Genomic DNA, 23,753 nt, shown 5'->3' with positions numbered 1-23,753 from the left:
ACTCAGGAACATATCCTTCCTATATTTGGGTGTGGGACAGGGTGCAGGGTAGAAACAGAACAGTTATCCCTGCCAGAGAAAATGCCAGACGGTTGGATCAGAATCAAGGTCAGACAGAGCACACGGATTGTCAGTTGCAATTGGAATACCAGCCCTATGAAATGCGTTGACGAACCTGCCTCAGGCAGAGCAGGTCCCCCAGTTCAGGACCTCTGGTTGTTTGCCGACTGCGAAGGGGAACGGTTTGCAAGCAGCAAGAAGCCTGACCGAAGCGATGCTTGGGAACAGGATGTCTTCTATAGAGAGGGAGAATTCACTGGATACCCGAAATATCAAACGGTTCATGGAAACCCATTCATGAGATGGGCGAAATTATGTCCGTTGGAAGCAATCAAGGGCGAAGGTCTGATGCAAAAGCGAAAGCAGTTCTTCAGAGAGTTCTTTGAGAGGAAGCAATAAAATGACAGAGGGCAGGCGCAAAAAAGGCAGAGCACCCTTGAGTGCCCTGCCTTAGGAGAGTTCTGTTGGTATTTAGGTCCCCACCCGACGGGGTCATCTGGATGCCATCTGGTCTTCCATCCAGTCAGTGACAGCAGACTCCACCCAGACGACGGTGTTCCCACCCACTGAGATCTGCTTTGGGAAGGTGCCTGCATCCATCCAGCGATAGAGGGTGGAACGGGTCACCCCGACGAGGTTTAAGACCTCTGGGAGGCGAAGGAATCGTGGCGCTTTGGAATGAATTTCCATCGTTTGGTAGAAATGGGGAAACAAGTGAATTTCCCCATAAATCAACGTATTAAACAAAAGATCCAACAGGCTCTTAAAAATCTATATAATCATGGGAATATCAGTTTAACTTTGATTTTTCCTGCTCTATTTTTTCTGTGTAACTTTCGAGATACTGCTCAATCTGTAGCTGAGTTGCTTTTGGGTAGACAGTTTTTTTTATGTTACCTTTTTCCCATCCTGAACTCATATACTTTGTCGAGCTATATTTAACAAGATCTCCATTCCTGATTTCCCATCTTTCTGTGTCTATATCTCCATCTGAACTAGAAACTATATCCTTTTTTAAGCTAAATGACGCTTCACACAAGCCATAGTCACGACTAAACCATTTGGGCGTAAGTGGTGTAACGCTATTTCCGCTAACATTATAATATCGACTACCCCAACCCGAAGTTACAATGTGGGTCGGATTTTCGACAATTTTAAGGCAAGAAAGTCTGTTTTTCAGTCGCAGTCGTTCCTGCGCTTCATAACTTCCAGCTAAACCCTTACTTGCAGAATCTATCTCCACAACCCCAGGCTGATCATTGCCAAAAAGACTAGATAAAGCGCCTATTGCCATCAAAACAGCAATAGACGAAACGATAGGTCTCTTTTTAACAAATGGGATCAAAGTATTTTTTGCAAACGGCTTTACTTTGTCCTTAGCTTTATCGATATAGGGAATTGCTTTGTCTACATAAGGCTTAGCCTTATCAAAATATGGTGAAGCCTTGATCTTTGCCTTTTCTACATACGGGACTACTTTATCTTTGGACCGCTTTAGGTGCGGCAGTAGACGCTCATAAAATGATTTCACAAAGCTTTTAATTTTCTTGCCTTTACCATCAGTCATTAATTTGACCTTATTTTGAAGGCTATATTATATCACACTATCCCTGATCACCTAGCAGATGAACAATAATGTTTGCGGATGTGGTTCACTAATTGGCGTCTTTCTTGCAATTGGGCTTGCAGGTTTTTTGATTTCTGAGCACGGTCCTATAGTTGGGCTAATTGGAGGATCGCTGGTCGGTGGATGGGGAGGAGTAAAACTTGGCGGATGCTCGATAGACGAACTAAATACAATTGACGAATCACAAATGTCAAATAAACAGAAAAGAGCTTTGACAATGGGTGCTATCGGCTTACTCATAGGTGGAATAGGTGGCTACGGCTTTGGTTCAGAGATGCAAAAGGAGTTGCAAGATAATGCACAAATAATGCTTAATTCAATTGGTGCAAAGATTGGATAAGACCCTCTATGAAGAACTTTAAGGCATGCCTAAAAAATCGGCTTTTATATCAAAGCAATACCTTATTAGAGTATCAACAATACTCGGTCATTTATTGATTCAACGACTGACTTTTCCAAATCTCTCCGTGAAACCTCATAAACGCTTAGAGACAACGAATATCTATTCCAATCAGTATGGAAATTAGTGCTTGCTATGTAGACGGCGAATTCGGCTGCAATCCGAAATATTCAATACTCAAATCTCCCTCTAACATTTCCATCAACACATCTTCGGGGTGTCTTGGTGCTTCCTGGGTCTAACCAGAACCACCTAAATGCTGAGAAGTCCCACCCTCACAAGAGAATGGGACTTCAGAGGACTTCCTGAGAAGTACTTGATACGGAGAGGGTGGGATTCGAACCCACGAGGGTGTTACCCCTACACGATTTCGAGTCGTGCGCGATCAACCGGACTCTGCCACCTCTCCACACGCCCTCGGGCGTATGAGCACTTTAAAGGCCGACGAACCGTAAGCCAGCCCCATGCTGCAGAAGCCAACGCCGCTGTTAAGCGGACGGCTTGAAGCCAAGCCATGTTCTGGTGATCACCTGGCGGGGTTCTGATCTCTGCTGCTCCTGAAGTGTCCACAAGGCCTGAGGGCTGGGAAACAGCTGCCAGCGCTTTGGTCCAACCTGCAACAGCAATGCTTCAGAGCGAAGCTGCAGGTGCTGCGCTGCCAAGCCAGTGGTCCGCAGCACCTGGCCGATGGCGATGGGGGCTTGGCCTGACTGGGGAGCCTCGACGCAGTGGGCCAGCTCTTGCCAACAGGGGAGAACGTCTGTTGCCACAGGATCCAAGAGCATCGCCCAATCAAGGCGAACGTGGCCGTGCACAGCGGCGAGTCTCTGTGCCATCCGGCAACTGCGCGCATCGCCATGGCTGCTCACCAACGCAGCACGCCCACGATGGCGAGCCAGCAACCAATTGCGACCGAACCGCTCCACCGCCACCAGGCCATGCAGGAACAGGGCGGTTGCCACGGTGATCAGCGACCAACGCCGGCGGCAGCGCTCTGCTCCCAGCAACCAAGGCAACAAGCCCAGCACCAGCAGGGCAACCACCCACGCCTCGGGATGTCCGGTGAGCAGTTGGGCTCCAGGCCAGTGGCTGATGCAGCTGACCATGATCATCACCAGGCCCGCCAACTGATGCACGGGCCCTAGCAGCACGGGCAGCACTGATGGCGGCGCCACGAGAACCAACAGTGCCGAGAGCATGGCCGGGAGCCTGAGTGGTGCCAGCAGCGGCAGCGTCCAGAGCAATCAGAAAGCTGCAGCTCGGCTCGTCCCTCGACCCGGCGAGCCTCGATCCGATCCACCTCCAACAAGCCGGAACACCCCGAGGGGAATCGGCGAACATCGGCGAGCAAGCGACCGCTGATCGCCACGGTCGTAGACGGCGCCTGGATCAGGCGAGATGGATCAGATCGGCGCGGCGTCGGCGGCGCCCCCACAGCACCCCTCGAAGCACAAGGAGCGCCAGAAGACAGAGGGCAATTTCATCAGCAGAACAACGTCGACGCAGAAATCATTAGGCCGCTGTCTCGAGAGTTCCCCCCTTCAGCAGCGGGAAACCAAGGGCCTCACGTTCCGCTAACCAAGCCTCGGACACCTTGCGGGCCAGGTTGCGGATCCGACCGATGGTGGCCGTGCGTTCCGTCACGGAAATCACACCACGGGCCTCCAGCAGGTTGAAGGTGTGACTGCACTTCAAAACGAAATCCAAGGCCGGTGCCGGCAGTTGCTTCTCGATCAGATCAGCAGCTTCCGCCTCATAGATGGCGAACAACTGCTTGAGCCGCTCGGGATTGGAGGCCTCGAAGTTGAAGTGGCACTGCCCCTTTTCAAACGGCAGCCAGATCTCGCCGTAACTGCGCTCGCTGTTCCAGCTGAGATCCCAAATGCTCTCCACGTCTTGCAAGTACATCGCCAGCCGCTCGAGGCCGTAGGTGATCTCAATCGAAACGGGCTTGCAATCGATGCCGCCGCATTGCTGGAAATAGGTGAACTGGGTGACCTCCATACCGTCGAGCCACACTTCCCAGCCCACACCCCAGGCGCCCAGGGTCGGCGACTCCCAGTTGTCTTCAACAAAACGAATGTCGTGGTCAGCGGGCTTGATGCCCAGCGCCTCCAGTGACGCCAGATAGGTCTCCTGGATACCGTCTGGGGATGGCTTGATCAGCACCTGGTATTGGAAGTAGTGCTGGGCCCGGTTGGGGTTATCGCCATAACGGCCGTCGGTGGGGCGACGGCAGGGTTCGGGATAGGCCACCGCCCAAGGCTCAGGCCCAATAGCCCGGAGCACCGTGTGGGGGCTCATGGTGCCGGCACCCTTCTCGGTGTCGTAGGGCTGCAGCAACAGACACCCCTGGTCCGCCCAGAACCGGTTGAGCGTGCTGATGATGTCCTGAAAATGCACTGGACCGGGGCTACCTGTGTTCCAATTCTGCCCAGTAGCCGGTCAGCCCTCCAGGGCCAGGCAACGGTGCAAGTGTGCAATGGCGTGATGGCGATGTGGATTGTTGCCGCTGGGACCAATCATTCCGAGCCAGAAACTGCCATCCCCTTGAAAAATCAGCACGGGCTTTGCACCTCCCTTGCCATGGCAATCCAGCAAGGACATGCAGAGCTTTTCAGCCACCTCCGGCCCCTTTGGACGCTGGCGCAGGCGACGCAGCAAAGGATCCACCTGCGAGAAGGAGACAAAACAGGCGCGGTCCGAGTCGGTGATCAGGATCAGACCATCCAGCCACTGCACTTCCTGAAGCAGCTCTTCGATGCGGGGCAGCAGCTTCGGCAGCGGAAACGCCAAACCGGAACCTCCCCCACTTCATCTTCTCTTCAACTTCTCTAGATCAGCGTCGGGGCGTGTCGCAAGCGACACAGGCAAAGATTCATGTCCTGAGAATCAAAGCCCCCATCTGTCCAGCCACCAGCGAGCGGTGGGTCGCTTCAGAAAAACCCGCCTGACGTGCCAGCCGCTCCTGTTCAGGCCCCGCAGGGAAGCGCTCCAGACTTTTCTCCAGGTAGGCGTACTCCTCCCGTAACCCCACAGAGGCGGCAGCGGGCACCACGAGGTGACGCAGATAGAAGCGCTGAAAGGCCGCCGCCGCTCCGCTTTGGGGCAGACGGTTGAAATCCAGCACCCCGGCGCGCCCGCCAGGCTTCAGCAGCCGGTGTAGTTCCTTCAGCCCCTGCAGGGGGTTCGACAGATTGCGCAGTCCGTAGGCCATCACGGCCCCATCAGCGCAGGCACTGGGCATGCCGGTTTGCAGAGCATCCCCCTGCTGGAAGGTCACCGGCAACCAGGGCTGCTGACGCTGACGCTGGCGGGCCCGCTCCAGGGGAGCAGCGGCGGCATCCAGACCGGTAACCGCACCAGCGGGGCGGACACAGCGCCCCAGCTCCAAGGCCAGGTCCCCAGTGCCGCAGCACAGATCCAGCCACTGCTCGCCTGCCACCGGCTTAAGAGCACGCACCAACTGACGTTTCCACAGGCGATGCAACCCGAAACTGAGCACATCGTTGAGGCGGTCATAGCGGGAAGCCACAGCGTCAAACAGCTGTTCCACCGCCACGGGATCACCAGGCTTCATGGACGGATCGTCAGGCCACGGGAAAGCAGATCTTGCTTGATCTGTTCCACCGTGAGAACACCGTCGTGCAGCAACGAGGCCAGCAAGGCTGCGGAGGCGTGACCTCCCTCGGGTCCCACGTCCAACGCCTCAGCGATGTGATCCATGCAGCCCGCGCCACCGGAGGCGATCACCGGTATTGGGACCGCATCAGCCACGGCCCGGGTCAGGGCGAGGTCGTATCCCGCCTGGGTGCCATCACCATCCATCGAGGTGAGCAGGATCTCTCCAGCCCCAAGGCCGGCCACCCGCTGGGCCCACTCCAAAACATCGAGACCAGTGTTCTCGCGGCCTCCCTTCACATAAACGTCCCAGCCGCCGGCATCACGCCGACGGGCATCAATGGCCACAACGATGCACTGGCAGCCGAACTGATCGCCCCCCTCCCGCACAAGCTCAGGCCGCCGCACCGCCGAGGAGTTGAGACTCACCTTGTCGGCACCGGCCCGCAACAACTCGGTGATTCCCTCAACGGTGCTGATGCCACCGCCCACCGTGAAGGGAATCGTGACCGATTCAGCTGTTCGACGCACCATGTCGACAAGGGTGCCGCGCCCCTCATGGCTGGCTGCGATGTCGAGGAAAACGAGTTCATCTGCCCCTGCTCGGCTGTAACGACAAGCCAGCTCCACTGGATCACCGGCATCGCGCAGGCCAACGAAATTGACACCTTTCACCACCCGTCCACGGGCGACATCCAGGCAGGGAATCAGACGCAGAGCAACCATCGATTCGGCGCAAAAGCGACTGTTAGGGTTGCGCCACTCTCCAAGCCTCGCAGGCCATGTCCCAGGCTGACGCCATCTCGATCGGCTCCAAGGTTCGCGTGACCCGCGTACGGGATCGCATTCCCCAGGCGATGGTTGACCTTTTGAAGAATGATGCCAACGGCACGGTTAAGGATTTCCGTACCGTCGACGGCAAGGGAATCGGTGTAGTTGTTGAGCTCAGCGATGGCTCAACCAGCTGGTTCTTCGAAGACGAAATCGCCGCAGCCTGAGGATTGTCTCTGTGAGCGACGCGCGTCAGCTGCTTGGGATGAAAGGTGCCTCGGGCACCACCAACATCTGGAAGCTGCGGCTGCAGCTGATGAAACCGGTGACGTGGATCCCCTTGATCTGGGGGGTGATCTGTGGAGCAGCAGCCAGCGGTAACTACGAGTGGCGTATTGACCACGTGCTCGCAGCCTTTGCCTGCATGTTGATGAGCGGCCCCTTGCTGGCGGGTTTCACCCAGACCATCAACGACTACTACGACCGCGAGATCGACGCTATCAACGAACCTTACCGGCCGATCCCGTCAGGAGCGATTCCCTTGGGCCAGGTCAAGCTGCAGATCTGGGTGCTGCTGCTCGCCGGTTTAGGAGTGTCCTACGGACTCGACCGATGGGCGGGCCACACCACTCCTGTGGTCTTTTGGCTGGCGTTGGGTGGCTCCTTTGTGAGCTACATCTACTCAGCACCGCCGCTGAAGCTCAAGCAGAACGGTTGGCTGGGCAACTATGCCCTCGGTGCGAGCTACATCGCCCTGCCCTGGTGGGCCGGCCAGGCCCTATTTAGCCAGCTCACCTGGGGCACAGCACTGCTCACCCTGGCCTACAGCCTTGCGGGACTCGGGATTGCTGTTGTTAACGACTTCAAAAGCGTTGAAGGCGACCGTGAACTCGGACTTCAGTCTTTGCCGGTGGTGTTCGGCATCGAGCGGGCCAGCTGGATCAGCGCCGGAATGATTGATGTTTTTCAATTGGCGATGGTTGCCGTCTTGATCGGGATCGGCCAGCATTTCGCAGCGGTTCTGCTGGTTCTGTTGATTGTTCCTCAGATCACCTTCCAGGACATCTGGTTATTGAGAGACCCCGTGGCCTTTGACGTCAAATATCAGGCCAGTGCACAGCCCTTCCTTGTTCTCGGCATGCTGGTGACCGCTCTGGCCGTGGGCCACAGCCCCTTAACCCAGGTGATGTGAAGCGTTCCCGCCTGCACTGGGCATTGATCGCTGGCACAGCAGCTGCGGTGGGTGTGGGAGCTGCCTTGGGCATGCGCGCTCTGACAGAGCTTGTGGACGCCACGCTTCCGGATGCCCGAGGGATTGCCAGCTTCAACCGGCCGGGAACGATCACACTGCTCTCCACCAATGGCAAGGTGATCCAGAAGCTGGGGCCAGCAACGCGAGAGAAGGTGAAGCCCGGTGCGATGCCGCCAACGGTGGCTGAAGCTTTCATCGCTGCAGAAGACCGGCGCTTCTATCAGCACGACGGTGTGGATGGCTGGGGCATAGCCAGGGCCATCGTCACCAACGTCCGCCAGGGTTCTGTTCGGGAAGGGGCGAGCACCATCACCCAGCAGCTGGCTCGAACTGTCTTTTTGAGCCAAGACCGCACAATCACCCGCAAACTCAAGGAAGCGGCTCTGGCCATGAAGCTGGAGCGCCAGCTGAGCAAACAACAGATTCTCGAGCAGTACCTCAACTACGTCTATCTGGGGTCCGGGGCCTATGGCGTAGCCGATGCGGCCTGGATCTACTTCTCCAAAACCCCGGAACAGCTCACGGTTCCTGAGGCAGCCATGATCGCTGGGCTGCCGCCTGCGCCATCGATTTATTCAGCCCTGGTGAACCCAGATCTGGCCAAGGAACGGCGTTCGATTGTTCTGGATCGCATGGCCCAGGCCGGCTTCATCTCCACCAGCGAGGCCGATCTTGGTCGCAACAGCCCCCTTGGACTGAAGCCAGCAACACCCAAGTACTTCAACAGTTCAGCGCCTTACTTCACCACCTGGATTGCGCAGGAGCTGCCCAAGTTCTTGACGCCCGAACAACTGGAAGTGGGCGGGGTCAAGGTGCGCACCAGCCTGAATCTTGACTGGCAAAAGAAAGCTCAGCAGGTAATTCGAGCCAATGCCCCCTTCGACACAGAAGGCGCGATGGTTTCGATTGATCCCAGCAACGGACTGGTGCGGGTGATGGTGGGCGGCAAGGATTTCTCCAAGAGCCAGTTCAACCGCACCATCCTGGCGCTGCGCTCTCCGGGCTCCACTTTCAAGCTGTTTCCCTACGCAGCGGCCATTGATCGGGGCATGAAGCCCGAAACCAAAGTGTTTGATGCCCAGCGTTGCTGGAACGGGTACTGCCCCAAAAACTTTGGCAACAAGTACTACGGCAACATCTCCCTTGCCGATGCTCTGAAGAACTCACTCAACACGGTGGCGGTTCAACTGCAAGACATCGTTGGATTTGATGCCGTCATTGATATTGCCAACAACTTCAACATCGGCACCGAGCGGCCTCTCGGCAAGTACTACCCCATGGCCATTGGGGCCTACGAGCAAACCATCCTCGACATGACCGCCGCCTATGCCGGCATGGCCAATCGCGGCCTGTACTTCACACCCAGCCCCTTTGAGGAAATTCGCGGACCCAAAAATGAATTGCTTTGGAGTCGGCGACTGAGCGGAAGCCCAGGCAAACGGGCGGTTGATAGTGACGTGGCGGACACCATGAACTGGATGCTGCAACGGGTGGTGACCGGCGGCACCGGTATCGCCGCCAAACTCGACGATCGACAGGTGGCCGGCAAAACGGGAACGTCTGAGAACACTCGTGACCTCTGGTTCATCGGCTCGATTCCTCAGCTCACAACGGGCGTCTGGTTCGGATATGACGACGACCGCTCCACCAAGAGCACCAGCGGCGAGGCCGCATGGACTTGGAAGCAATTCATGCTTCAAATCAAGGACGAGATCCCCGGCCGCGCCTTCCCCGACAAACCCAAGACGAAGCGAAAAGTGCGTTTGGCTGTCGATCCGAAAACGATCGCCAAGCCACCGAAAACCAAACCAGAGCAGAAGGAGAAAGGCAAAGGCGAGCCTGATGCAGCTCAACCTACGGTGGGAACGGACCAACCCAGACCCACGCCCGTTGCAGCTCCTGCTCGCCAGAAGCCTTACCTCTGGAGAAACAGCAATCCAGACCGCAACATTCGCCCAGGACGACGCTGGGCCCGGGATTGAGCCAAGGCCCTAGGCCCGCTGCAGCACAGCTGAATAGAACCCATCTCCCCCGCTGGCTTGGTCAGGCCAGAGCTGGTTTTCATGCTCCAGTCGAAGCGTTGGGTGACGCTTCAACAGAGCCTGGATCTGTGCTTGATTCTCATCGGGATGAATGGTGCAGGTGGCATAGACCAACGAACCTCCAGGAGCCAACAACGGCAGAAGCCCGTCCAGAAGGGCCTGTTGTTGGGGCAGAAGGCCACGGATGGATTCGGGTGTCACCCGCCAACGGGCATCGGGGTGACGGGCAAGGGTTCCAAGCCCTGAACAGGGGGCATCAATCAAAATCCGCTGGAAGGATTCACCCCATTGAGGGCGCTGCTCCAAGAGATTGGCGGCATCCGCTGCCAGGGCATTGATGGAGGAGAGGCCCAGCCGGGCAGCATTCGTCGCAACGCGCTTGAGCCGTCCGGCTGAACGGTCCACAGCCCAGATCTCGGCCTGATCCCCCACCAACTCCGCCAAATGGGTCGCTTTCCCCCCCGGAGCCGAGCAGGCATCCAGGATGCGATCTCCTGGCTTGGGATCGAGCAGTGGTGCAATCCATTGCGCCGAACAATCCTGCACACACCAATGGCCCTCGGTGTAGCCGGGCCATTGGCGCAGGTCACCGCTGTGGCCTGAGATGCGCAGGCCAGCGGGACAATTAACGATGGGCTCACTGTTGATGCCAGCCGCGGCCAGATCCTGCTGCACCTGCGAAGGGCTCGATCGCAACCGATTCACTCGCAAATCCAGGTCCGGAACCCGGTTGCAGGCGCTTGCCACCGCCGCGGCCCCCTCTGCCCCGCGCCACTCGATCAACAACTGGGTGAACCAATCCGGCAAGGAATGGGCCTGAGCCAGCTGGGCCGCCAGATCGTTGGGCAGTTGCAGGGTTTCGCCGGCATCCCGCACCCTCAGCGCCGCCCGCAGAACACCATTCACCACAGGGGCCAACCGGGCCAAGCCCTTGCTGGCTTTGGCCAACTCCACAGCGGTGTTCACCGCTGCTGAATCTGGAATCCGCTCCATCAACAGCAGTTGATAGAGACCCACATGTAACAGCCAGCGCAGCATGGGCGGTTGCTTCGCGGCCGGCACCTTGCCCAACCGATCCAGCCAGGCATCAAGAGTGCGCCGTTGGCGGATGGCGCCATAGGCCAGCTCGGTCACCAACCCTCGATCGGAAGGCTTGAGCTCACGCTCCCGCAGCACCCGCTCCAGTGCCACATCGGCGTAGGCCCCAGCCGCAACCGCCTGCAACACATCCCAGGCGAGCCGTCGCGGTAGCAGCCCAATCGGAGCCGAGTCAGACAAGTGCACCACGCATCAATCCCTAGCATGGGCGTACGGGTGCCAGAGGAACTGACGCAGCGGCAGGCGTCCTTCCGCATCCACCGGAATGCCCTCTGCCAGCAGAAGATCCCGCTGGATCCAGTCACTGCCCTCACGACTGAGGCTCATCGAAATCCGGCCCTGAGCGTTCACCACGCGATGCCAGGGAACGGTGGAGGGGAGTTTGAGACGCCGCAACGCCCAACCCACCTGACGCGCACAACCAAAGACACCGATCAACTCAGCGATCTGGCCGTAGGTCGCCAACCGACCGTGGGGGATGCGTTCCACCTCACTCCAGACACGCTGATCAAACGTGCCGCCGGAGACGTACGGTTCAACGGAGGGATTCTTGGGCGGGATCTGGATGGCGACAGAAGCGCTGACTGCTTGATTGTCGTTCCAGTCCCCTAAGCATGGAAGACCCCCAATTTGTTGCTCTCACTCGATTGATCTCCCATGCCCCTGCTGCCGCGACGGTTTGAGCGGCTGAAATCCGTGCTGAACCACCGCATGGCGGATCTGACGGTGCTGCTCGAACACGTGGAGAAACCCCACAACCTCTCCGCCATCCTGCGCAGCTGCGATGCCGTCGGGGCGCTGGAAGCCCACGCGGTGAGTTTCGACGGGCGGCCACGCACCTTCAACAGCACGGCCCAGGGCAGCCAGAAATGGGTGCCCCTGCATGACCATCCCGATACAGAAACAGCCATCCGCCAGCTCAAAGCAAAAGGGTTCCGCCTCTACGGAACCCATCTCGGAGTGAATGCCAAGGACTACCGGGAATGCGACTTCACCGGACCCACCGCCTTCGTGCTCGGGGCCGAGAAATGGGGGCTGACCGATCAGGCCCGGGATCTGATGGATGAAGCGCTGTTCATCCCCATGCGCGGCATGGTGCAGTCCCTGAACGTGTCGGTCGCCACCGCAACCCTGTTGTTTGAGGCGCTGCGCCAACGCCAGGTGGCCGGTCTAGCCCCAACCCAGGGAGAAGGCCTGAAGCCAGAGCAATACCAGCAGTTGCTTTTTGAGTGGTCCTACCCCGAGGTGGCCCACTGGTGCCGGGAGCAGCAACGGCCTTACCCCGCCTTAAGTGAGGAGGGAGAGCTGATGGAGGAGTTACCGCGAACTGTGAAGCTGCGCTGCTGATCCGACGGAAGACTTGTATCTCGACGAACCCTGGGCCATAACCAAAGAAGCGGATTGTCAGCAATGGACAACAAACAGCTGCACCAGTACGCGGTCACTTATCACTGCGGGAATGAGTGGGGCGAAGAAATGCTCCAGTCCGACGATCTAAGCCATGCCGTGGAAGCGGCCCACGCCATATTCCCCAGCTCCTGCCGGATTTCGATCCGTGAGGTGAAGGAACCGAAACCAGCCTGAGATCAGCGCTGTCGCCGCGGCACCCCAGGCAACTGAACCGCGGCGATCAACACCGCCGTCTCCAGCAGCAGATTGCGACTGACCAGCACCACCACCAGAACCAAGGTGGTGGCCAAGATCCGCTCGAGCAAAGCGATCACGTCATCGGAGCTGTCGCAACTCTTTTTCCAGAGCAACACGGCCATGCTCAGTAAAATCAAGCTGATCCACCAGGCCATCAAACCCGAGCCGATGGGTTCAGTCTGACGCGGGCCGGGTTTCTGTGCCGCTCACCCAGGCCTCGATGCCTTCCCCAAGGAAGGACAGCCCTAGCACCAAAACAAACATCGCCAGGCCAGGGAAGAGCGCCGTCCACCACACCCCAGTGGGCACTGCGGCCAGCGCCAGGTTGAGATCACCACCCCATTCGGGCACAGTCTCCGGCAGGCCCAGGCCGAGAAATCCCAGTCCCCCCAGCACTAACACCGCATCTGCGGCATTAAGGGTGAGCAGCACCGGCACTGAGGTGATCACATTGCGGAACAAGTAGCGCCGCAGGATCCAGAGCGGGCCCGCCCCCAGACTCTGGGCGGCTTCCACGAACAGCTCGCTCTTCACCTGAGCGGTTTGGTTGCGCACCACGCGGAAATACTGCGGCACATACACCACGCAAAGGGCTGCGGCGGCATTGGGAATGCCCTTGCCCAACAGAAAAGCCAACACCACCGAGAGCAACAGCACCGGCAGGGTGTAAAGCGTGTCCATCAGCAGCACCATCAGGCGATCGACAGCGCCGCCGAAATAACCACTCACCATGCCCAGTGGCACACCCACCAACAGGGCCAAACCCACCGCCAACAGGACCACCTGAAGCGCCACTCCACTTCCGGCCATGGTGCGCACACACACATCCCGGCCGAGCCGGTCGGTGCCACACCAATGGTTCCAGCTGGGACCGGAGTAGATCGGGTTTTTCAAGCCAGCATTGGCATCCGAAAGGATGCCAGCACTCACCAACAAAGGCGTGATCAAAGCAACCAGCAGGTAGATCCCCACGATCACCAGGCCCCAGCGGGCCATGCGAGTGGAGAGGCTGCGGGTCACGGGCAAGTTGGCCTCGGGCAGATGCATTGTCTCCCGAACCGCGGAAGAATGAAGCCATTGCGTCCCGTTACAACTGGCCACAACGGCTTCTCGGCAGTCTCAAAGGCCAGCTACAGCTGGCCACCCATTTGGTGGTCTTCCTCGGATTCACCGGGGCCTCATCGGTGGGTCTGCTAATCGATCAGCGCAATCTGCTAGCCAACGACCAGCTGTTGGTCCGCCAAAGCATCGCGCTGTGCGACAAAGCCATCACGGATCTGCAGGACGATCCAGCCAGTCCTGAACAGGAATTGCTGTTCCACTCAAGCCCAAACACAACCCTCTGGATCGAAAACAACAAGGGCGATTTGGTGCACCCCCGCATCCACCAATACCTTTCGGACGCCGCAATCCTGACAGCTGGCTTTATGACATCAACAAACACAACGACTGGGTTGAGCACTCAGACTATTAAAGAAGAAAATCTGAGCTAGACCCTTCAAAGGCAGGGACCTAATTCAGCCACAAAGACAAAAAACAGCTACCCAACATTGAGCAGCTGTTTTTTTGAATAATTAAAAATCAGACGAGGCTGGCAAGAGCAAGACGGCAACCAGAGAAGATTTTTGGCTAGGAATTGCCCAAGCAAAGGAAAAACTCAAACAATTAGAGGAATTATTTGCCTAATGATTTTTGCCAAGGAGAAAACCAAGCCACAAGACAGTTAGGCAGAGCCACCATCATTCAACTTGAGCACAGCCATGAAGGCCTCCTGGGGCACATCCACCTTTCCCATGGCCTTCATCCGCTTCTTGCCCTTGGCCTGCTTCTTCAGCAGTTTCTTCTTGCGGGAGATGTCACCGCCGTAGCACTTGGCGAGCACATCCTTGCGAATAGCACTGATGCTGGTGGAGGCAATGATTCGGCTTCCGATGGACGCCTGAATCGGAATCTTGAACTGCTGGCGAGGAATCAGTTCCTTGAGTTTTTCCACCAACGCCTTGCCCACGTTGTAGGCCTTGTCTTGGTGAACGATCGTGGTGAGGGCGTCGGCCCGCTCGCCGTTGATCAGCACATCGAGGCGCACTAACTGGTTCTTGCGGTAACCGATCAGGCTGTATTCCATCGAGGCATAACCCTGGGTGCGCGTCTTCATCTGATCGAAGAAATCGGTCACCACCTCTGCTAGCGGCAATTCATAAATCAAAGTCACCCGATCGGTGGTGATGTACTTCATGTCGATGTAATCGCCACGTCGTTCCTGGCAGAGGCCCATCAAGGCGCCGTTGTACTCGTTGGGCGCGTAGATCTCCATCTTCACGTAGGGCTCTTCGATCGACTCGCGTTTCTGCGGATCGGGAAGGGTGGCGGGGTTGTCCACCATCACTTCGGAGCCATCAATCATGTTCACCTTGTAGATCACCGATGGCGCGGTGACGATCAGATCGAGGTCGTACTCGCGCTCCAGCCGCTCCTGCACGATCTCCATGTGCAGCAAGCCGAGGAAGCCGCAGCGGAAACCGAAGCCCATGGCGCTGCTGGTTTCCGGCTCGTACTTCAGTGCCGCATCCGAAAGCTGCAGTTTGTCGAGAGCATCACGCAGATCCGGGTACTGATCGGCCTCGGTGGGGAACAAACCGCAGAACACCATCGGCTTGGCCTCGGTGTAACCCGGTAAAGCCTCATCCGCTGGTGCATTCACCAAAGTGATGGTGTCGCCAACCCGGGCATCTGCCACGGCCTTGATCGAAGCCGCCAGATAGCCCACCTCTCCGGCGTGGAGCTCGTCCACCTTCTTCTGATCGGGCGCCATGATTCCGATCTCATCGAGCTCATAGGTCTTCTTGCTGGCCATCAACAGCACTTTGTCTTTGCAGCTGATCCGGCCGCTCATCACCCGGAAATAAACGATCACGCCCCGGTAGGGGTCGTAATAGGAGTCGAAGATCAGCGCCTTGGTGGACTCCTCCACCGCATCCTTCGGCGAGGGCACCCGATCCACCACCGCCTGCAGGATTTCGGGCACACCCAAGCCGGTCTTGGCCGAGCAGGAAATGGCATTGCTGCAATCGAGACCGATGATCGCCTCGACCTCTTCCTTGATCCGATCGGGATCCGCTCCAGGCAGATCGATCTTGTTGAGCACCGGGATGATCTCGAGATCGTTTTCCAAGGCCAGGTAAACGTTGGCCAAGGTCTGTGCTTCCACCCCCTGGCTGGCATCCACCACCAGCAATGCCCCTTCACAGGCCTGCAGGCTGCGGCTCACCTCATAGGAGAAGTCGACATGGCCAGGTGTGTCGATGAGGTTGAGGACGTACCCCTGGCCATCGGCCGCCGTGTAGTTCATCCGGGCGGCCTGGAGCTTGATGGTGATCCCCCGCTCCCGCTCGAGGTCCATGTTGTCCAGGAACTGCTCCTGCATGTCCCGGTTTGCCACGGTGCCCGTGTCCTGCAGCAACCGGTCAGCCAGTGTCGACTTGCCGTGGTCAATATGGGCAATGATGCAGAAGTTGCGTATCCGTGAGACGGGAGCGTCGGTCATGCAGCGGCGGAATCCCGTCTCGGGTCCAGAAAGCGTCGTTGCCACAATCCTAAGGAGCGACACCAGTGCTGATGAGCAATCCCTGGACGTTGCTACTGCTAGCGATCAGCGCTGAGGTGATCGGCACCTCCTGCCTGCGCTTGTCGGAGGGCATGAGCCGACCGCTGCCCACCCTGCTGGTGTTCAGCGCCTACGCCCTTGCGATGGCTCTGCTCTCCAAGGTGGTGCTGAGTATCCCCCTGGGGATTACCTACGCCCTATGGAGCGGCATAGGCACCGTGGTGATTGTGCTGGTGGGGCGTTTCGCCTACAGCCAGACGCTACAGCCCGCGCAGTTGATCGGGATCGGCTTAATCACCGCCGGTGTGGTCTTGGTGAATCTGGGGGAATAAGCCTCAGGGGGTCAGCCCCAGCAAGGCATCACTGCGCTCCCGCATCCGCAGCAGCACCTGCGGATCCTGCTGAGGGTCTTCATGGATGCTGGGTAACAGCGCTTGCAGTCGCTGCTCCCAGGCCTCGCTGTCGAGCCGTTGCTTGAAGCAGCGCTGAAGCACCTCCAACATGATAGTCACCGCCGTGCTTGCTCCTGGGGAGGCACCCAGCAGCGCTGCCAAGGAGCCATCGCCGGAGGCCACCACTTCCGTCCCCAGCTGCAGCCGTCCGCCCTGCTTGCTTCGTTTAATGATCTGCACCCGCTGGCCCGCCACCGAGAGGGTCCAGTCTTCGGCACGGGCGGTGGGCATGAACTGCTGCAGCGCCTCATGCCGCTCCGCAGGGGTCTGGCGCAGCTGATTGATCAGGTACTGCACCAGCTCAAAGTTAGTGGCACCCACCTGCAGCATCGGCACAAGATTGGTGGCCCGCACGGAAGCGGGCAGATCCAGCAGGGAGCCCTGTTTGAGGAACTTGCTGCTGAAGCCGGCAAAGGGGCCGAACAACAGCGAACGCTTGCCATCAATCCAACGGGTGTCGAGATGGGGCACCGACATAGGTGGGGCCCCCACCGCCGCCTTGCCGTAGACCTTGGCCCGCTGACGATCGGCCAGCTGCGCGTCACCACAAACCAACCAGAGGCCACTCACTGGGAAGCCAGCGAAATCAGCCGCCTCTGGGATCCCGGAACGTTGCAGCAGCGGCAGGGCACCACCACCGGCACCGAGGAAAACAAAGGGAGTCCGCACTTCTTTTTTGCCTGAGGGCCCCTTGAGCACCACGCGCCAGTCAGCCTCAGTCATGTCGCTGCGGCGCAGACGTTTGAGGTCGTGCACCTGAGTGCCGTACTCAACAGTGAGCGCTCCGCTCTGCTGCAAGGGCATCAGGTAGGCCCGGGTGAGGGTGCCGAAATCAACGTCCGTGCCTCGATCAATGCGCGTGGCCGCCACCGGCTGCTTGAGATCGCGCCCCGCCATCACCAGGGGCATCCATTCGGTGAGCTCGCTTTGGTCTTCGCTCCAGCGCATCCGGGCAAAGGCCGGCAGCTCCTTCAGCTGGCTGAAGCGCTGCCGCAGAAAGGCAATGTTCTCCGGCGTCCACACGGCGCTGATGTGAGCCGCCTGGTGGAGAAAGCTGCTGGTGTCGAGGTCGCCCCGCTCCCGCAACGACCCCCAGAACTCGAGGCTGCGTTCAAACGAAGCATTGATGGCCACCGCTTTGGCCGTCGCCACCGTTCCATCCGCCTGAATCGGGGTGTAATTCAGCTCGCAGTTGGCGGCATGGCCGGTGCCGGCATTGTTCACCGCAGCGCTGCTCTCGAGAGCAGGCGCTTCGAGGCGCTCCACCAGAAGAATCCGCAGCTGCGGGTCGAGTTCATGCAGCAGCGCCGCCAGGGTGGCGCTCATGATTCCAGCTCCCACAAGCACGGCGTCGTAACGGGCCTCTGGGTTGAACGAACCGTCGTGCTGCACCGGAGCTGGAGGGTTAACCGCTCTCGTCACCCTATGGGGCCACTCCGTAACCTTGATGCCTTGATCTCTGGTTCATCTCCATGAGCACTGAAACCATGGCCCTCACGCTTGAGAACGTGGAAAAGGTGCTGGATGAGCTGCGCCCCTTCCTGATGGCCGACGGCGGCAACGTTGAAGTGGTGGAACTGGACGGCCCGATCGTGAAGGTGCGCCTGCAAGGCGCCTGCGGCAGCTGCCCCAGTAGCACGATGACCTTGAAGATGGGCATCGAACGCAAGATGCGTGAATCGATTCCTGAAGTGAGCGAAGTGGTGCAGGTGCTCTGAAGCGCCTCTTCGTCTACGGGACACTAAAAAGTAATGGCAGCGCCCATCACTTGCTGAAGGGCGCCAAACGCGGTCGCGACGGCATCGTCGATGGCTTCATCGAAATCGACTACCCGGGCTACCCGATGCTGCAGCGGAGCAATGGGTCCATCTCAGGAGAGGTGTATCGGGTGCCCGACTCTTGCTGGACCGCCTTAGATGATTGGGAGGAAGTACCTGATGTGTACCAACGCAGTAGCGCAACCCTTCGGGATGGCCGCAGCGTGTGGCTCTACGAAGCAGCGCCAAGAATTAATTAATCGCAGAAAATAAAATCAACAAAGCGAAATTTTTCGCACTGCACATTTACAGAAAACAAAAAATTCATGTCTTAGACCAAAGGCATGCCTAGCGAGGTATGCCCATGCAGGCAGCACCAAAGCCGATCAACGAAGCAGCCCGACTGAGATCACTCAGTGAATACCGGATTCTGGGAACAAAACCTGAAAAAGCCTTTGACAACATCACCCGGATGGCCTCAGAGATCTGCCAATCTCCGATCGCCCTGATCTCCCTGGTGGATGAAAAGCGTCAGTGGTTCAAATCGAAGGTGGGCCTTGAGGCCAGCGAAACCGACCGAGACATCTCATTTTGCGCCCATACGATCCTCGATTCCAAGCCTCTGGTGGTGGAGGACGCGCTGTTTCATGAGAAATTCCGCGACAATCCCCTCGTGCAGGAAGCACCCCACATCCGGCTCTATGCAGGCTTCCCCCTGAAAACCGACATCAATCACCGCATTGGAACGCTTTGCGTGATTGATCGGATTCCCAAATCACTCACCAATTCGCAATACAAGGTGATGGAAGGCCTGGCGGAACAGGCCACCACTCTTTTGGAACTCAGACGCCGATCCTTGGCCCTGATGGATGAGTTCTGTCAGATGCATCACGCTCAAGGCTTGGTCACCACTTGCAGTTACTGCAAATCCATCCGCGACAGGGAAGGGTTCTGGCAACCCATCGAACGATTCCTAATGCAGCACAGCACGCTGAATTTCAGCCATGGCATCTGTCCCGAATGCATGAACGAGCACTTTCCCGACGTGCAAAGCAGTCGAGCGGAGTCGTCAAACAATCACGGTTGAGCCAATTGGAGCTGGGCGATGGACATTGGCAATCGGCAACACCGCGGACACTTGACATCGCCAGAAAATAAAAGGTAGTTCCAGTAACGCGTCATGCGAATTGCAGATTTTCTGTATCGCAAGCTCGGGCTGAATATCTTCAAAGCCGCGCCCCACCTGAGAATACAAACGCCTGAGATTCCAACCCCCTCCAAGGTTGAGCCGGAGCCTTTAGAGCCACCAACCCCTATCAACGCATCCATCGATGTAATTCACATCGGCCCCAGGGGTGGTCGCTACAAAGTTGACGCCAAAGGACGCAAGATTTACCTCAAGGCAAGCTGAAGCAAGTCGACCCACAGATTGGAAAGCAAACTGAGTTCAAATACTGATCAATTAGGTTCTGTATCGAAAACAACCACCGTCAATTCAGCCTGCACGACAAATTTGATCCAGGTCGGGAGATTGAGGTGAACGCTGGTCCTTCTTGCCCCATCCGGTTTGGCATGCCGGAAAACCAAACTGAATCGCTCACCGATCAATACCTGACGGCAGCCGAGATCGAATGGCGACGTTGGTCGGGATGGCAGATGGAACGAGCAGCGGAAAAACAGTGCAAAAAAAAGTGGGCCTGACACAGGGCTGGGGCAGGCGCTATGGCAGGGTTCGGTGACCTATAGAACCAAGTGTTCAACCATTCGCCCTTGCTGAACCGGCGTCGCCCCCAGGCCAGTCAGATCGGTGACTTGACGCTATGCCGTGCCACAGCGCATCCAGGCCAGCAGAACGCTCTAGTCGGTCACAGCGTCAGCTCAGGCGCCTTCGAAGGGTTGGCCGTTGCCGGAGAAGGCCATGCCGGGGTCCAACGGTTTGACCCAGCTCTCAAGCGATCACGCAGCCGGCTCACCGTTTAACGCCTGGCTGCGACTCGATGGCACTGCCAACGTGGTGGCACCCATCTTTCGGCTCACGCCAGTGCCGTGACCATGCGCGACCTCTGCCCTGCCCTGCAGAACAAGACGTACTTCAACTACGGCGGCCAAGGGCCATTGCCCAGCCCATCCCTGGAAGCGATCACAGCGAGCTGGGCGCGCATTCAGGAGTTAGGGCCGTTCACGGCGGATGTTTGGCCCTACATCGCCAAGGAGATCAACAGCACACGCCGCCTTCTGGCCCAGTGCTGCGGCGTTCCGCCCCATCGGCTTGCCCTCACCGAGAACGTCACCAGCGGCTGCGTGCTGCCGCTGTGGGGACTTCCCTTTGCCAAAGGGGATCGGCTGCTGATCGGCGACTGCGAACACCCCGGTGTGGTGAGTGCCTGCGTTGAACTGGCGCGGCGCCAGAACCTCGCCATCGACGTGCTGCCGGTGAAGCATCTGCGGGGGAATCAAGCCCAGTGCGACGCCGCGGTGGTTGAGGCCATTGCCGAGGCCCTCACCCCTCGCACACGTCTTGTGGTGCTGAGCCATCTGCTCTGGAATACAGGCCAGGTGATGCCGATTGCCGCCGTCGCTCATCAACTCAACCAACATCCCCAACAGCCCTTTCTGCTGGTGGACGCCGCCCAAAGCTTCGGACAGATCCCCGTTGAAGAGGCCGCTGCCGCGGCCGACATCTACGCCTTCACCGGGCACAAGTGGGCCTGCGGCCCCGAAGGACTGGGGGGCGTGGCGCTTTCCGAGCGTGTGTTGGATGAGGCCGCTCCAACCGTGATCGGCTGGCGCAGCCTGCGCGATGAAAGCAAAGCCGATCTAAACGGGAGCGATCTGTTTCACCACGACAGCCGCCGCTTTGAAGTGGCCACCAGCTGCGTACCCCTGATGGCCGGCCTGCGCAGCTCACTGCAACTGCTGGAGAACGAGGGATCAGCCCCACAACGCTGGGACCGCATTCAAAACCTCAGCAGCAAGCTCTGGCAGGCACTCCAGGGGCTAGCGAGCGTCACCACCCTGCTTGATGTGGCACCCACCAGCGGACTGGTGAGCTTTCAGATCAACGGCGATGTGCCACCTGCTGAGCATGTGAAGCAGTTGGGCGCGCAAGGCCTGTGGATTCGCGATCTGGCGGACCCCAGTTGCTTGAGGGCCTGCACCCACATCAGCACCACACACGACGACATCAACGCCCTGGTGGCAGCGATCAGCACCCTTTGATCGGTTCAGATCAACCGCGTCAAAGCAACTTGCTTCAGAACAACCTCAAACGCAGGGCGCGTTCCGCTTCCTCGCGATCGTCGAAGTGCACCTTTTCGGTGCCGAGAATCTGGTAGTCCTCGTGCCCTTTACCGGCCACCAGCACCAGATCATTCGGCTCTGCTTCGGCAATGGCTGAAGCAATCGCCTTGGCTCGATCACCCTCCACCAGCAGATCGCTACCGGCCGGAATCCCCGCTACTACGTCATCGAGGATCTGCTGAGGGTCCTCGGTGCGAGGGTTGTCGGAGGTGACCACCACACGGTCAGCCAGACGTGCCGCAATCTCCGCCATCTGCGGACGCTTGCCCCGATCCCGATCACCACCACAACCGAACACACAAATCAGCCGCCCTGTGCAGAACGGACGCGCTGCTGAAAGAGCGTTCCTCAAGCCATCGGGCGTGTGGGCGTAATCCACCAGCACCGGAGGCAAATTCGCTGCATCCACACCGTTCAAAATCACCCGCTCCATCCGGCCCGGCACGCCACCGAAACGGCCGATGGCCTCCAGCAGTACCGGCAAGGGCAACTGCTGCTGAAGCAGCACCCCCACTGCCTGCAGCAGGTTCATCAAATTGAAGCGACCCAACAAGGGCGAACGAAAACGGCCCTCACCAAAAGGGCTGATCAAGCGACCTTCCACCCCAGCGGCCGTCATCTGCAGGCCGCTCATGTGCAACTCCGCCGATGGATCCTCAAGGGAGCTGCGCCAACAGGCGGCGCCGAGCCGTTCGGCCAACCGCGCCCCCCAGGGGTCATCACTGTTGACCACCGATCGCGCATCACCTTCCAACAAAAGAGGATCCGCAAACAGCGACGCCTTGGCCTCGAAGTAGTCCTCCATTGAGACGTGGTAATCGAGGTGGTCCTGGGTGAGGTTGGTGAATACGGCTCCCGCGAAGCGGCAGCCAGCCACCCGCTGCTGCGCCAGGGCGTGGGAACTCACTTCCATCGCCGCCAGGCCGCAGCCGGCGGAGGCCGCCTCGGCAAGTTGCCCCTGCAGGAGATCGGCAAAGGCCGTGGTGTGGGTGGCCGTGATGCTGTGGCCCGGCCAGCGGTTCACCAACGTGCCGAACAAGCCCACCGATTGATCTGCTGAAGCAGCCAGATGCTCGATCAAATGGGTGGTGGTGGTTTTGCCATTGGTGCCGGTCACACCAATCAGGGCCATGCGCCTGCAGGGATGGTCCCAGTACGCCGCTGCAATCTCACCGATCCGGCGCGCCACCGGATCTTGGATCACCACCACAGGATCATCGGCACCTGGCGGTTTTGCAGAAGCAGCTTCAGCTCCAATTACGGCAGCGGCGGCACCGGCCTCAAGGGCTTGAGCCCAAAACGTGCCTCCATCCACCCGTTCGCCGGGAAGTCCGAGAAACAGGGTTCCAGGGCCGACGCGGCGGGAATCGGTGGTGATCGCCTCCAATCCAGGATTCACCAGCCCCGCCGGCACTGCGATGCCTGCATCACTCAACAGGGCATGCAACGCCTGCGTCATCCCATCTCCCCTCTGCTTGGGGGAGTTTTACGCCGTTCAGAGCGCCGTGGACAGACAGCGTTGCAACCAATTCAACAGTCCCTCACCCGTCAGACGCGGGGAGACCCGGGGAAGCTCAGATCCATCGAGGGCGAGCACAGGGACCTCGAGGTCGTAGCGCGCCTTCAGCTCCTGGGGGATGCCGGTCGCATCAATATCAATTACCGTCAGCTCGATCGACAGCCCCAAGAGATCGAGAGCACGCAGGCGGGATTCCAAGCCTTCACAGAGGCAGCAACCGGCGCGGCTGTACAGGGTGAGCTGCTTCATCAATCGGGCACCGGGTCACAGCCACAGGGGGTGAAGGGATGGCAGCGCAGCAGGCGTTTCACGGTGAGCCAGCCCCCCTTCCAGGGGCCATGCTTCTGGATGGCCTCCAGGCCATAGGCGCTGCAGGTGGGCGTGAAACGGCAGCGGGGCCCAATCATCGGGGAGATGAAGCGCCGATAAAAGCCAATGCCGGCCAGGAGAACAGCCGCTAGAGCCTGGTTCAATGCCTGTCGCAGCTGGGGCATTGGGCCGACAGATACAGTGGTGGATTCGTGCATCGCGTCAGATGCCTGGGGCTGTTCCGGTTCCAGCATGGCCAACAACCGCACGATCTCTAAACACACCTTCCCACTT

29 protein-coding genes and 1 tRNA gene are annotated in these 23,753 nt (G+C 58.7%); 13 read left to right on the top strand and 17 right to left on the bottom strand.

The features are described from left to right. Nucleotides 1-552: 552 nt before the first annotated feature. Nucleotides 553-816 (bottom strand): AlpA family transcriptional regulator, encoded by a 264-nt coding sequence (locus FZZ85_RS05530; RefSeq protein ID WP_226413006.1) that lies wholly within the window; start codon nt 814-816, stop codon nt 553-555. A gap of 34 nt (nt 817-850) precedes the next feature. Continuing rightward, nucleotides 851-1,627, bottom strand: coding sequence for a hypothetical protein (locus tag FZZ85_RS05525; RefSeq protein ID WP_226413004.1), 777 nt, complete (start codon nt 1,625-1,627; stop codon nt 851-853). A gap of 58 nt (nt 1,628-1,685) precedes the next feature. Between FZZ85_RS05525 and FZZ85_RS05520 the strand changes: the two genes are divergently transcribed. Further along, nucleotides 1,686-2,027: a hypothetical protein gene (locus FZZ85_RS05520; RefSeq protein WP_226413002.1), complete on the top strand. Its 342-nt coding sequence runs from the start codon at nt 1,686-1,688 to the stop codon at nt 2,025-2,027. A 382-nt stretch (nt 2,028-2,409) separates the two neighbouring features. On the opposite strand, the gene FZZ85_RS05515 is transcribed toward FZZ85_RS05520, so the two are convergent. The 6 genes from FZZ85_RS05515 to hisF all read right to left on the bottom strand — a co-directional run bounded on the left by FZZ85_RS05515 (nt 2,410) and on the right by hisF (nt 6,434). After that, nucleotides 2,410-2,496 (bottom strand) — tRNA-Ser (locus tag FZZ85_RS05515). A 79-nt stretch (nt 2,497-2,575) separates the two neighbouring features. Beyond that, nucleotides 2,576-3,331 carry a hypothetical protein gene (locus FZZ85_RS05510; RefSeq protein WP_226413000.1) on the bottom strand — a complete coding sequence of 252 codons (756 nt, stop codon included), beginning with the start codon at nt 3,329-3,331 and terminating at the stop codon, nt 2,576-2,578. A 268-nt stretch (nt 3,332-3,599) separates the two neighbouring features. After that, complete coding sequence (gene glyQ / locus FZZ85_RS05505; RefSeq protein WP_226412998.1) at nt 3,600-4,490, bottom strand: glycine--tRNA ligase subunit alpha; 891 nt, start codon at nt 4,488-4,490, stop codon at nt 3,600-3,602. Between the two features lie 42 nt (nt 4,491-4,532). Beyond that, nucleotides 4,533-4,883: a hypothetical protein gene (locus FZZ85_RS05500; RefSeq protein ID WP_226412996.1), complete on the bottom strand. Its 351-nt coding sequence runs from the start codon at nt 4,881-4,883 to the stop codon at nt 4,533-4,535. A gap of 82 nt (nt 4,884-4,965) precedes the next feature. Next, nucleotides 4,966-5,667: a bifunctional demethylmenaquinone methyltransferase/2-methoxy-6-polyprenyl-1,4-benzoquinol methylase UbiE gene (gene ubiE / locus FZZ85_RS05495; protein ID WP_226412994.1), complete on the bottom strand. Its 702-nt coding sequence runs from the start codon at nt 5,665-5,667 to the stop codon at nt 4,966-4,968. Further along, nucleotides 5,664-6,434 (bottom strand): imidazole glycerol phosphate synthase subunit HisF, encoded by a 771-nt coding sequence (gene hisF, locus FZZ85_RS05490; protein WP_226412992.1) that lies wholly within the window; start codon nt 6,432-6,434, stop codon nt 5,664-5,666. Before hisF ends, ubiE begins: the two co-directional genes overlap by 4 nt. Before the next feature lie 56 nt (nt 6,435-6,490). Here hisF and FZZ85_RS05485 point away from each other — a divergent pair, with 56 nt between their 5' ends. From FZZ85_RS05485 to FZZ85_RS05475, 3 genes are read left to right on the top strand one after another with little or no spacing between them, the layout of a single operon-like run. Beyond that, the gene (locus tag FZZ85_RS05485; protein ID WP_226412990.1) at nt 6,491-6,706 is read left to right on the top strand and encodes a DUF2862 domain-containing protein; all 216 of its coding nucleotides are present in this window, start codon (nt 6,491-6,493) and stop codon (nt 6,704-6,706) included. Nucleotides 6,707-6,717: 11 nt separating this feature from the next. Beyond that, nucleotides 6,718-7,671, top strand: coding sequence for a chlorophyll synthase ChlG (gene chlG / locus FZZ85_RS05480; RefSeq protein WP_226412988.1), 954 nt, complete (start codon nt 6,718-6,720; stop codon nt 7,669-7,671). Further along, entirely contained in the window at nt 7,668-9,713 is a 2,046-nt protein-coding gene (locus FZZ85_RS05475) for a PBP1A family penicillin-binding protein (protein WP_226412986.1), read from the top strand. Before chlG ends, FZZ85_RS05475 begins: the two co-directional genes overlap by 4 nt. Nucleotides 9,714-9,722: 9 nt before the next feature. Here FZZ85_RS05475 and FZZ85_RS05470 read toward each other — a convergent pair whose 3' ends face one another. Both FZZ85_RS05470 and FZZ85_RS05465 read right to left on the bottom strand, forming a co-directional pair. Then, nucleotides 9,723-11,060, bottom strand: coding sequence for a 16S rRNA (cytosine(967)-C(5))-methyltransferase (locus FZZ85_RS05470; protein ID WP_226412984.1), 1,338 nt, complete (start codon nt 11,058-11,060; stop codon nt 9,723-9,725). Between the two features lie 3 nt (nt 11,061-11,063). Then, the gene (locus FZZ85_RS05465; RefSeq protein WP_226413315.1) at nt 11,064-11,432 is read right to left on the bottom strand and encodes a methylated-DNA--[protein]-cysteine S-methyltransferase; all 369 of its coding nucleotides are present in this window, start codon (nt 11,430-11,432) and stop codon (nt 11,064-11,066) included. Between the two features lie 96 nt (nt 11,433-11,528). On the opposite strand from FZZ85_RS05465, the gene trmH reads away from it, so the two are divergent. Together trmH and FZZ85_RS05455 are read left to right on the top strand one after the other, a co-directional pair. Continuing rightward, on the top strand, nt 11,529-12,218 hold the full coding sequence (gene trmH, locus FZZ85_RS05460) for a tRNA (guanosine(18)-2'-O)-methyltransferase TrmH (protein ID WP_226412982.1): 690 nt from the start codon (nt 11,529-11,531) through the stop codon (nt 12,216-12,218). 63 nt (nt 12,219-12,281) lie between these two features. Further along, nucleotides 12,282-12,455, top strand: coding sequence for a hypothetical protein (locus FZZ85_RS05455; protein ID WP_226412980.1), 174 nt, complete (start codon nt 12,282-12,284; stop codon nt 12,453-12,455). Nucleotides 12,456-12,457: 2 nt separating this feature from the next. Here the strand turns inward: FZZ85_RS05455 and FZZ85_RS05450 are convergent, their stop codons facing one another. Continuing rightward, on the bottom strand, nt 12,458-12,673 hold the full coding sequence (locus tag FZZ85_RS05450) for a hypothetical protein (RefSeq protein ID WP_226412978.1): 216 nt from the start codon (nt 12,671-12,673) through the stop codon (nt 12,458-12,460). A gap of 19 nt (nt 12,674-12,692) precedes the next feature. Further along, on the bottom strand, nt 12,693-13,565 hold the full coding sequence (locus FZZ85_RS05445; RefSeq protein WP_226412976.1) for an ABC transporter permease: 873 nt from the start codon (nt 13,563-13,565) through the stop codon (nt 12,693-12,695). On the opposite strand from FZZ85_RS05445, the gene FZZ85_RS05440 reads away from it, so the two are divergent. Beyond that, nucleotides 13,565-14,011: a hypothetical protein gene (locus tag FZZ85_RS05440; RefSeq protein ID WP_226412974.1), complete on the top strand. Its 447-nt coding sequence runs from the start codon at nt 13,565-13,567 to the stop codon at nt 14,009-14,011. The two genes, FZZ85_RS05445 and FZZ85_RS05440, sit on opposite strands and share 1 nt — an antisense overlap. A gap of 230 nt (nt 14,012-14,241) precedes the next feature. Here the strand turns inward: FZZ85_RS05440 and lepA are convergent, their stop codons facing one another. Further along, nucleotides 14,242-16,062, bottom strand: a complete 1,821-nt coding sequence (lepA, locus tag FZZ85_RS05435) for a translation elongation factor 4 (protein ID WP_226412972.1) — start codon at nt 16,060-16,062, stop codon at nt 14,242-14,244. A 71-nt stretch (nt 16,063-16,133) separates the two neighbouring features. On the opposite strand from lepA, the gene FZZ85_RS05430 reads away from it, so the two are divergent. Beyond that, on the top strand, nt 16,134-16,454 hold the full coding sequence (locus FZZ85_RS05430; protein WP_226412970.1) for a multidrug efflux SMR transporter: 321 nt from the start codon (nt 16,134-16,136) through the stop codon (nt 16,452-16,454). Nucleotides 16,455-16,457: 3 nt separating this feature from the next. Here the strand turns inward: FZZ85_RS05430 and FZZ85_RS05425 are convergent, their stop codons facing one another. Then, nucleotides 16,458-17,966: a malate:quinone oxidoreductase gene (locus FZZ85_RS05425; RefSeq protein WP_226413313.1), complete on the bottom strand. Its 1,509-nt coding sequence runs from the start codon at nt 17,964-17,966 to the stop codon at nt 16,458-16,460. Nucleotides 17,967-18,046: 80 nt separating this feature from the next. Between FZZ85_RS05425 and FZZ85_RS05420 the strand changes: the two genes are divergently transcribed. From FZZ85_RS05420 to FZZ85_RS05400, 5 genes are all read left to right on the top strand, one after another. Continuing rightward, nucleotides 18,047-18,292 carry a NifU family protein gene (locus tag FZZ85_RS05420; protein ID WP_011128549.1) on the top strand — a complete coding sequence of 82 codons (246 nt, stop codon included), beginning with the start codon at nt 18,047-18,049 and terminating at the stop codon, nt 18,290-18,292. After that, nucleotides 18,289-18,591: a gamma-glutamylcyclotransferase gene (locus tag FZZ85_RS05415; RefSeq protein WP_226413311.1), complete on the top strand. Its 303-nt coding sequence runs from the start codon at nt 18,289-18,291 to the stop codon at nt 18,589-18,591. The genes FZZ85_RS05420 and FZZ85_RS05415 overlap by 4 nt, the downstream gene beginning before the upstream one ends. Before the next feature lie 104 nt (nt 18,592-18,695). Next, entirely contained in the window at nt 18,696-19,418 is a 723-nt protein-coding gene (locus FZZ85_RS05410) for a GAF domain-containing protein (RefSeq protein ID WP_226413309.1), read from the top strand. Nucleotides 19,419-20,083: 665 nt separating this feature from the next. Further along, nucleotides 20,084-20,311: a hypothetical protein gene (locus tag FZZ85_RS05405; protein WP_226412968.1), complete on the top strand. Its 228-nt coding sequence runs from the start codon at nt 20,084-20,086 to the stop codon at nt 20,309-20,311. A gap of 72 nt (nt 20,312-20,383) precedes the next feature. Further along, entirely contained in the window at nt 20,384-21,550 is a 1,167-nt protein-coding gene (locus tag FZZ85_RS05400) for an aminotransferase class V-fold PLP-dependent enzyme (RefSeq protein WP_226413307.1), read from the top strand. 34 nt (nt 21,551-21,584) lie between these two features. On the opposite strand, the gene FZZ85_RS05395 is transcribed toward FZZ85_RS05400, so the two are convergent. From FZZ85_RS05395 to yidD, 3 genes are read right to left on the bottom strand one after another with little or no spacing between them, the layout of a single operon-like run. Then, the gene (locus FZZ85_RS05395; RefSeq protein WP_226412966.1) at nt 21,585-23,090 is read right to left on the bottom strand and encodes a UDP-N-acetylmuramoyl-L-alanyl-D-glutamate--2,6-diaminopimelate ligase; all 1,506 of its coding nucleotides are present in this window, start codon (nt 23,088-23,090) and stop codon (nt 21,585-21,587) included. Nucleotides 23,091-23,126: 36 nt separating this feature from the next. Next, entirely contained in the window at nt 23,127-23,399 is a 273-nt protein-coding gene (locus FZZ85_RS05390; protein ID WP_226412964.1) for a glutaredoxin family protein, read from the bottom strand. Further along, nucleotides 23,399-23,677 (bottom strand): membrane protein insertion efficiency factor YidD, encoded by a 279-nt coding sequence (gene yidD, locus FZZ85_RS05385; RefSeq protein ID WP_226413305.1) that lies wholly within the window; start codon nt 23,675-23,677, stop codon nt 23,399-23,401. The genes FZZ85_RS05390 and yidD overlap by 1 nt, the downstream gene beginning before the upstream one ends. Between the last annotated feature and the right edge of the window lie 76 nt (nt 23,678-23,753).

Source organism: Synechococcus sp. MU1642 (genome assembly GCF_020514115.1).
Lineage (GTDB): Bacteria > Cyanobacteriota > Cyanobacteriia > PCC-6307 > Cyanobiaceae > Parasynechococcus.
Note: the sequence above shows the minus strand (reverse complement) of the source record. Positions and strands in the feature narration are given on the sequence as shown.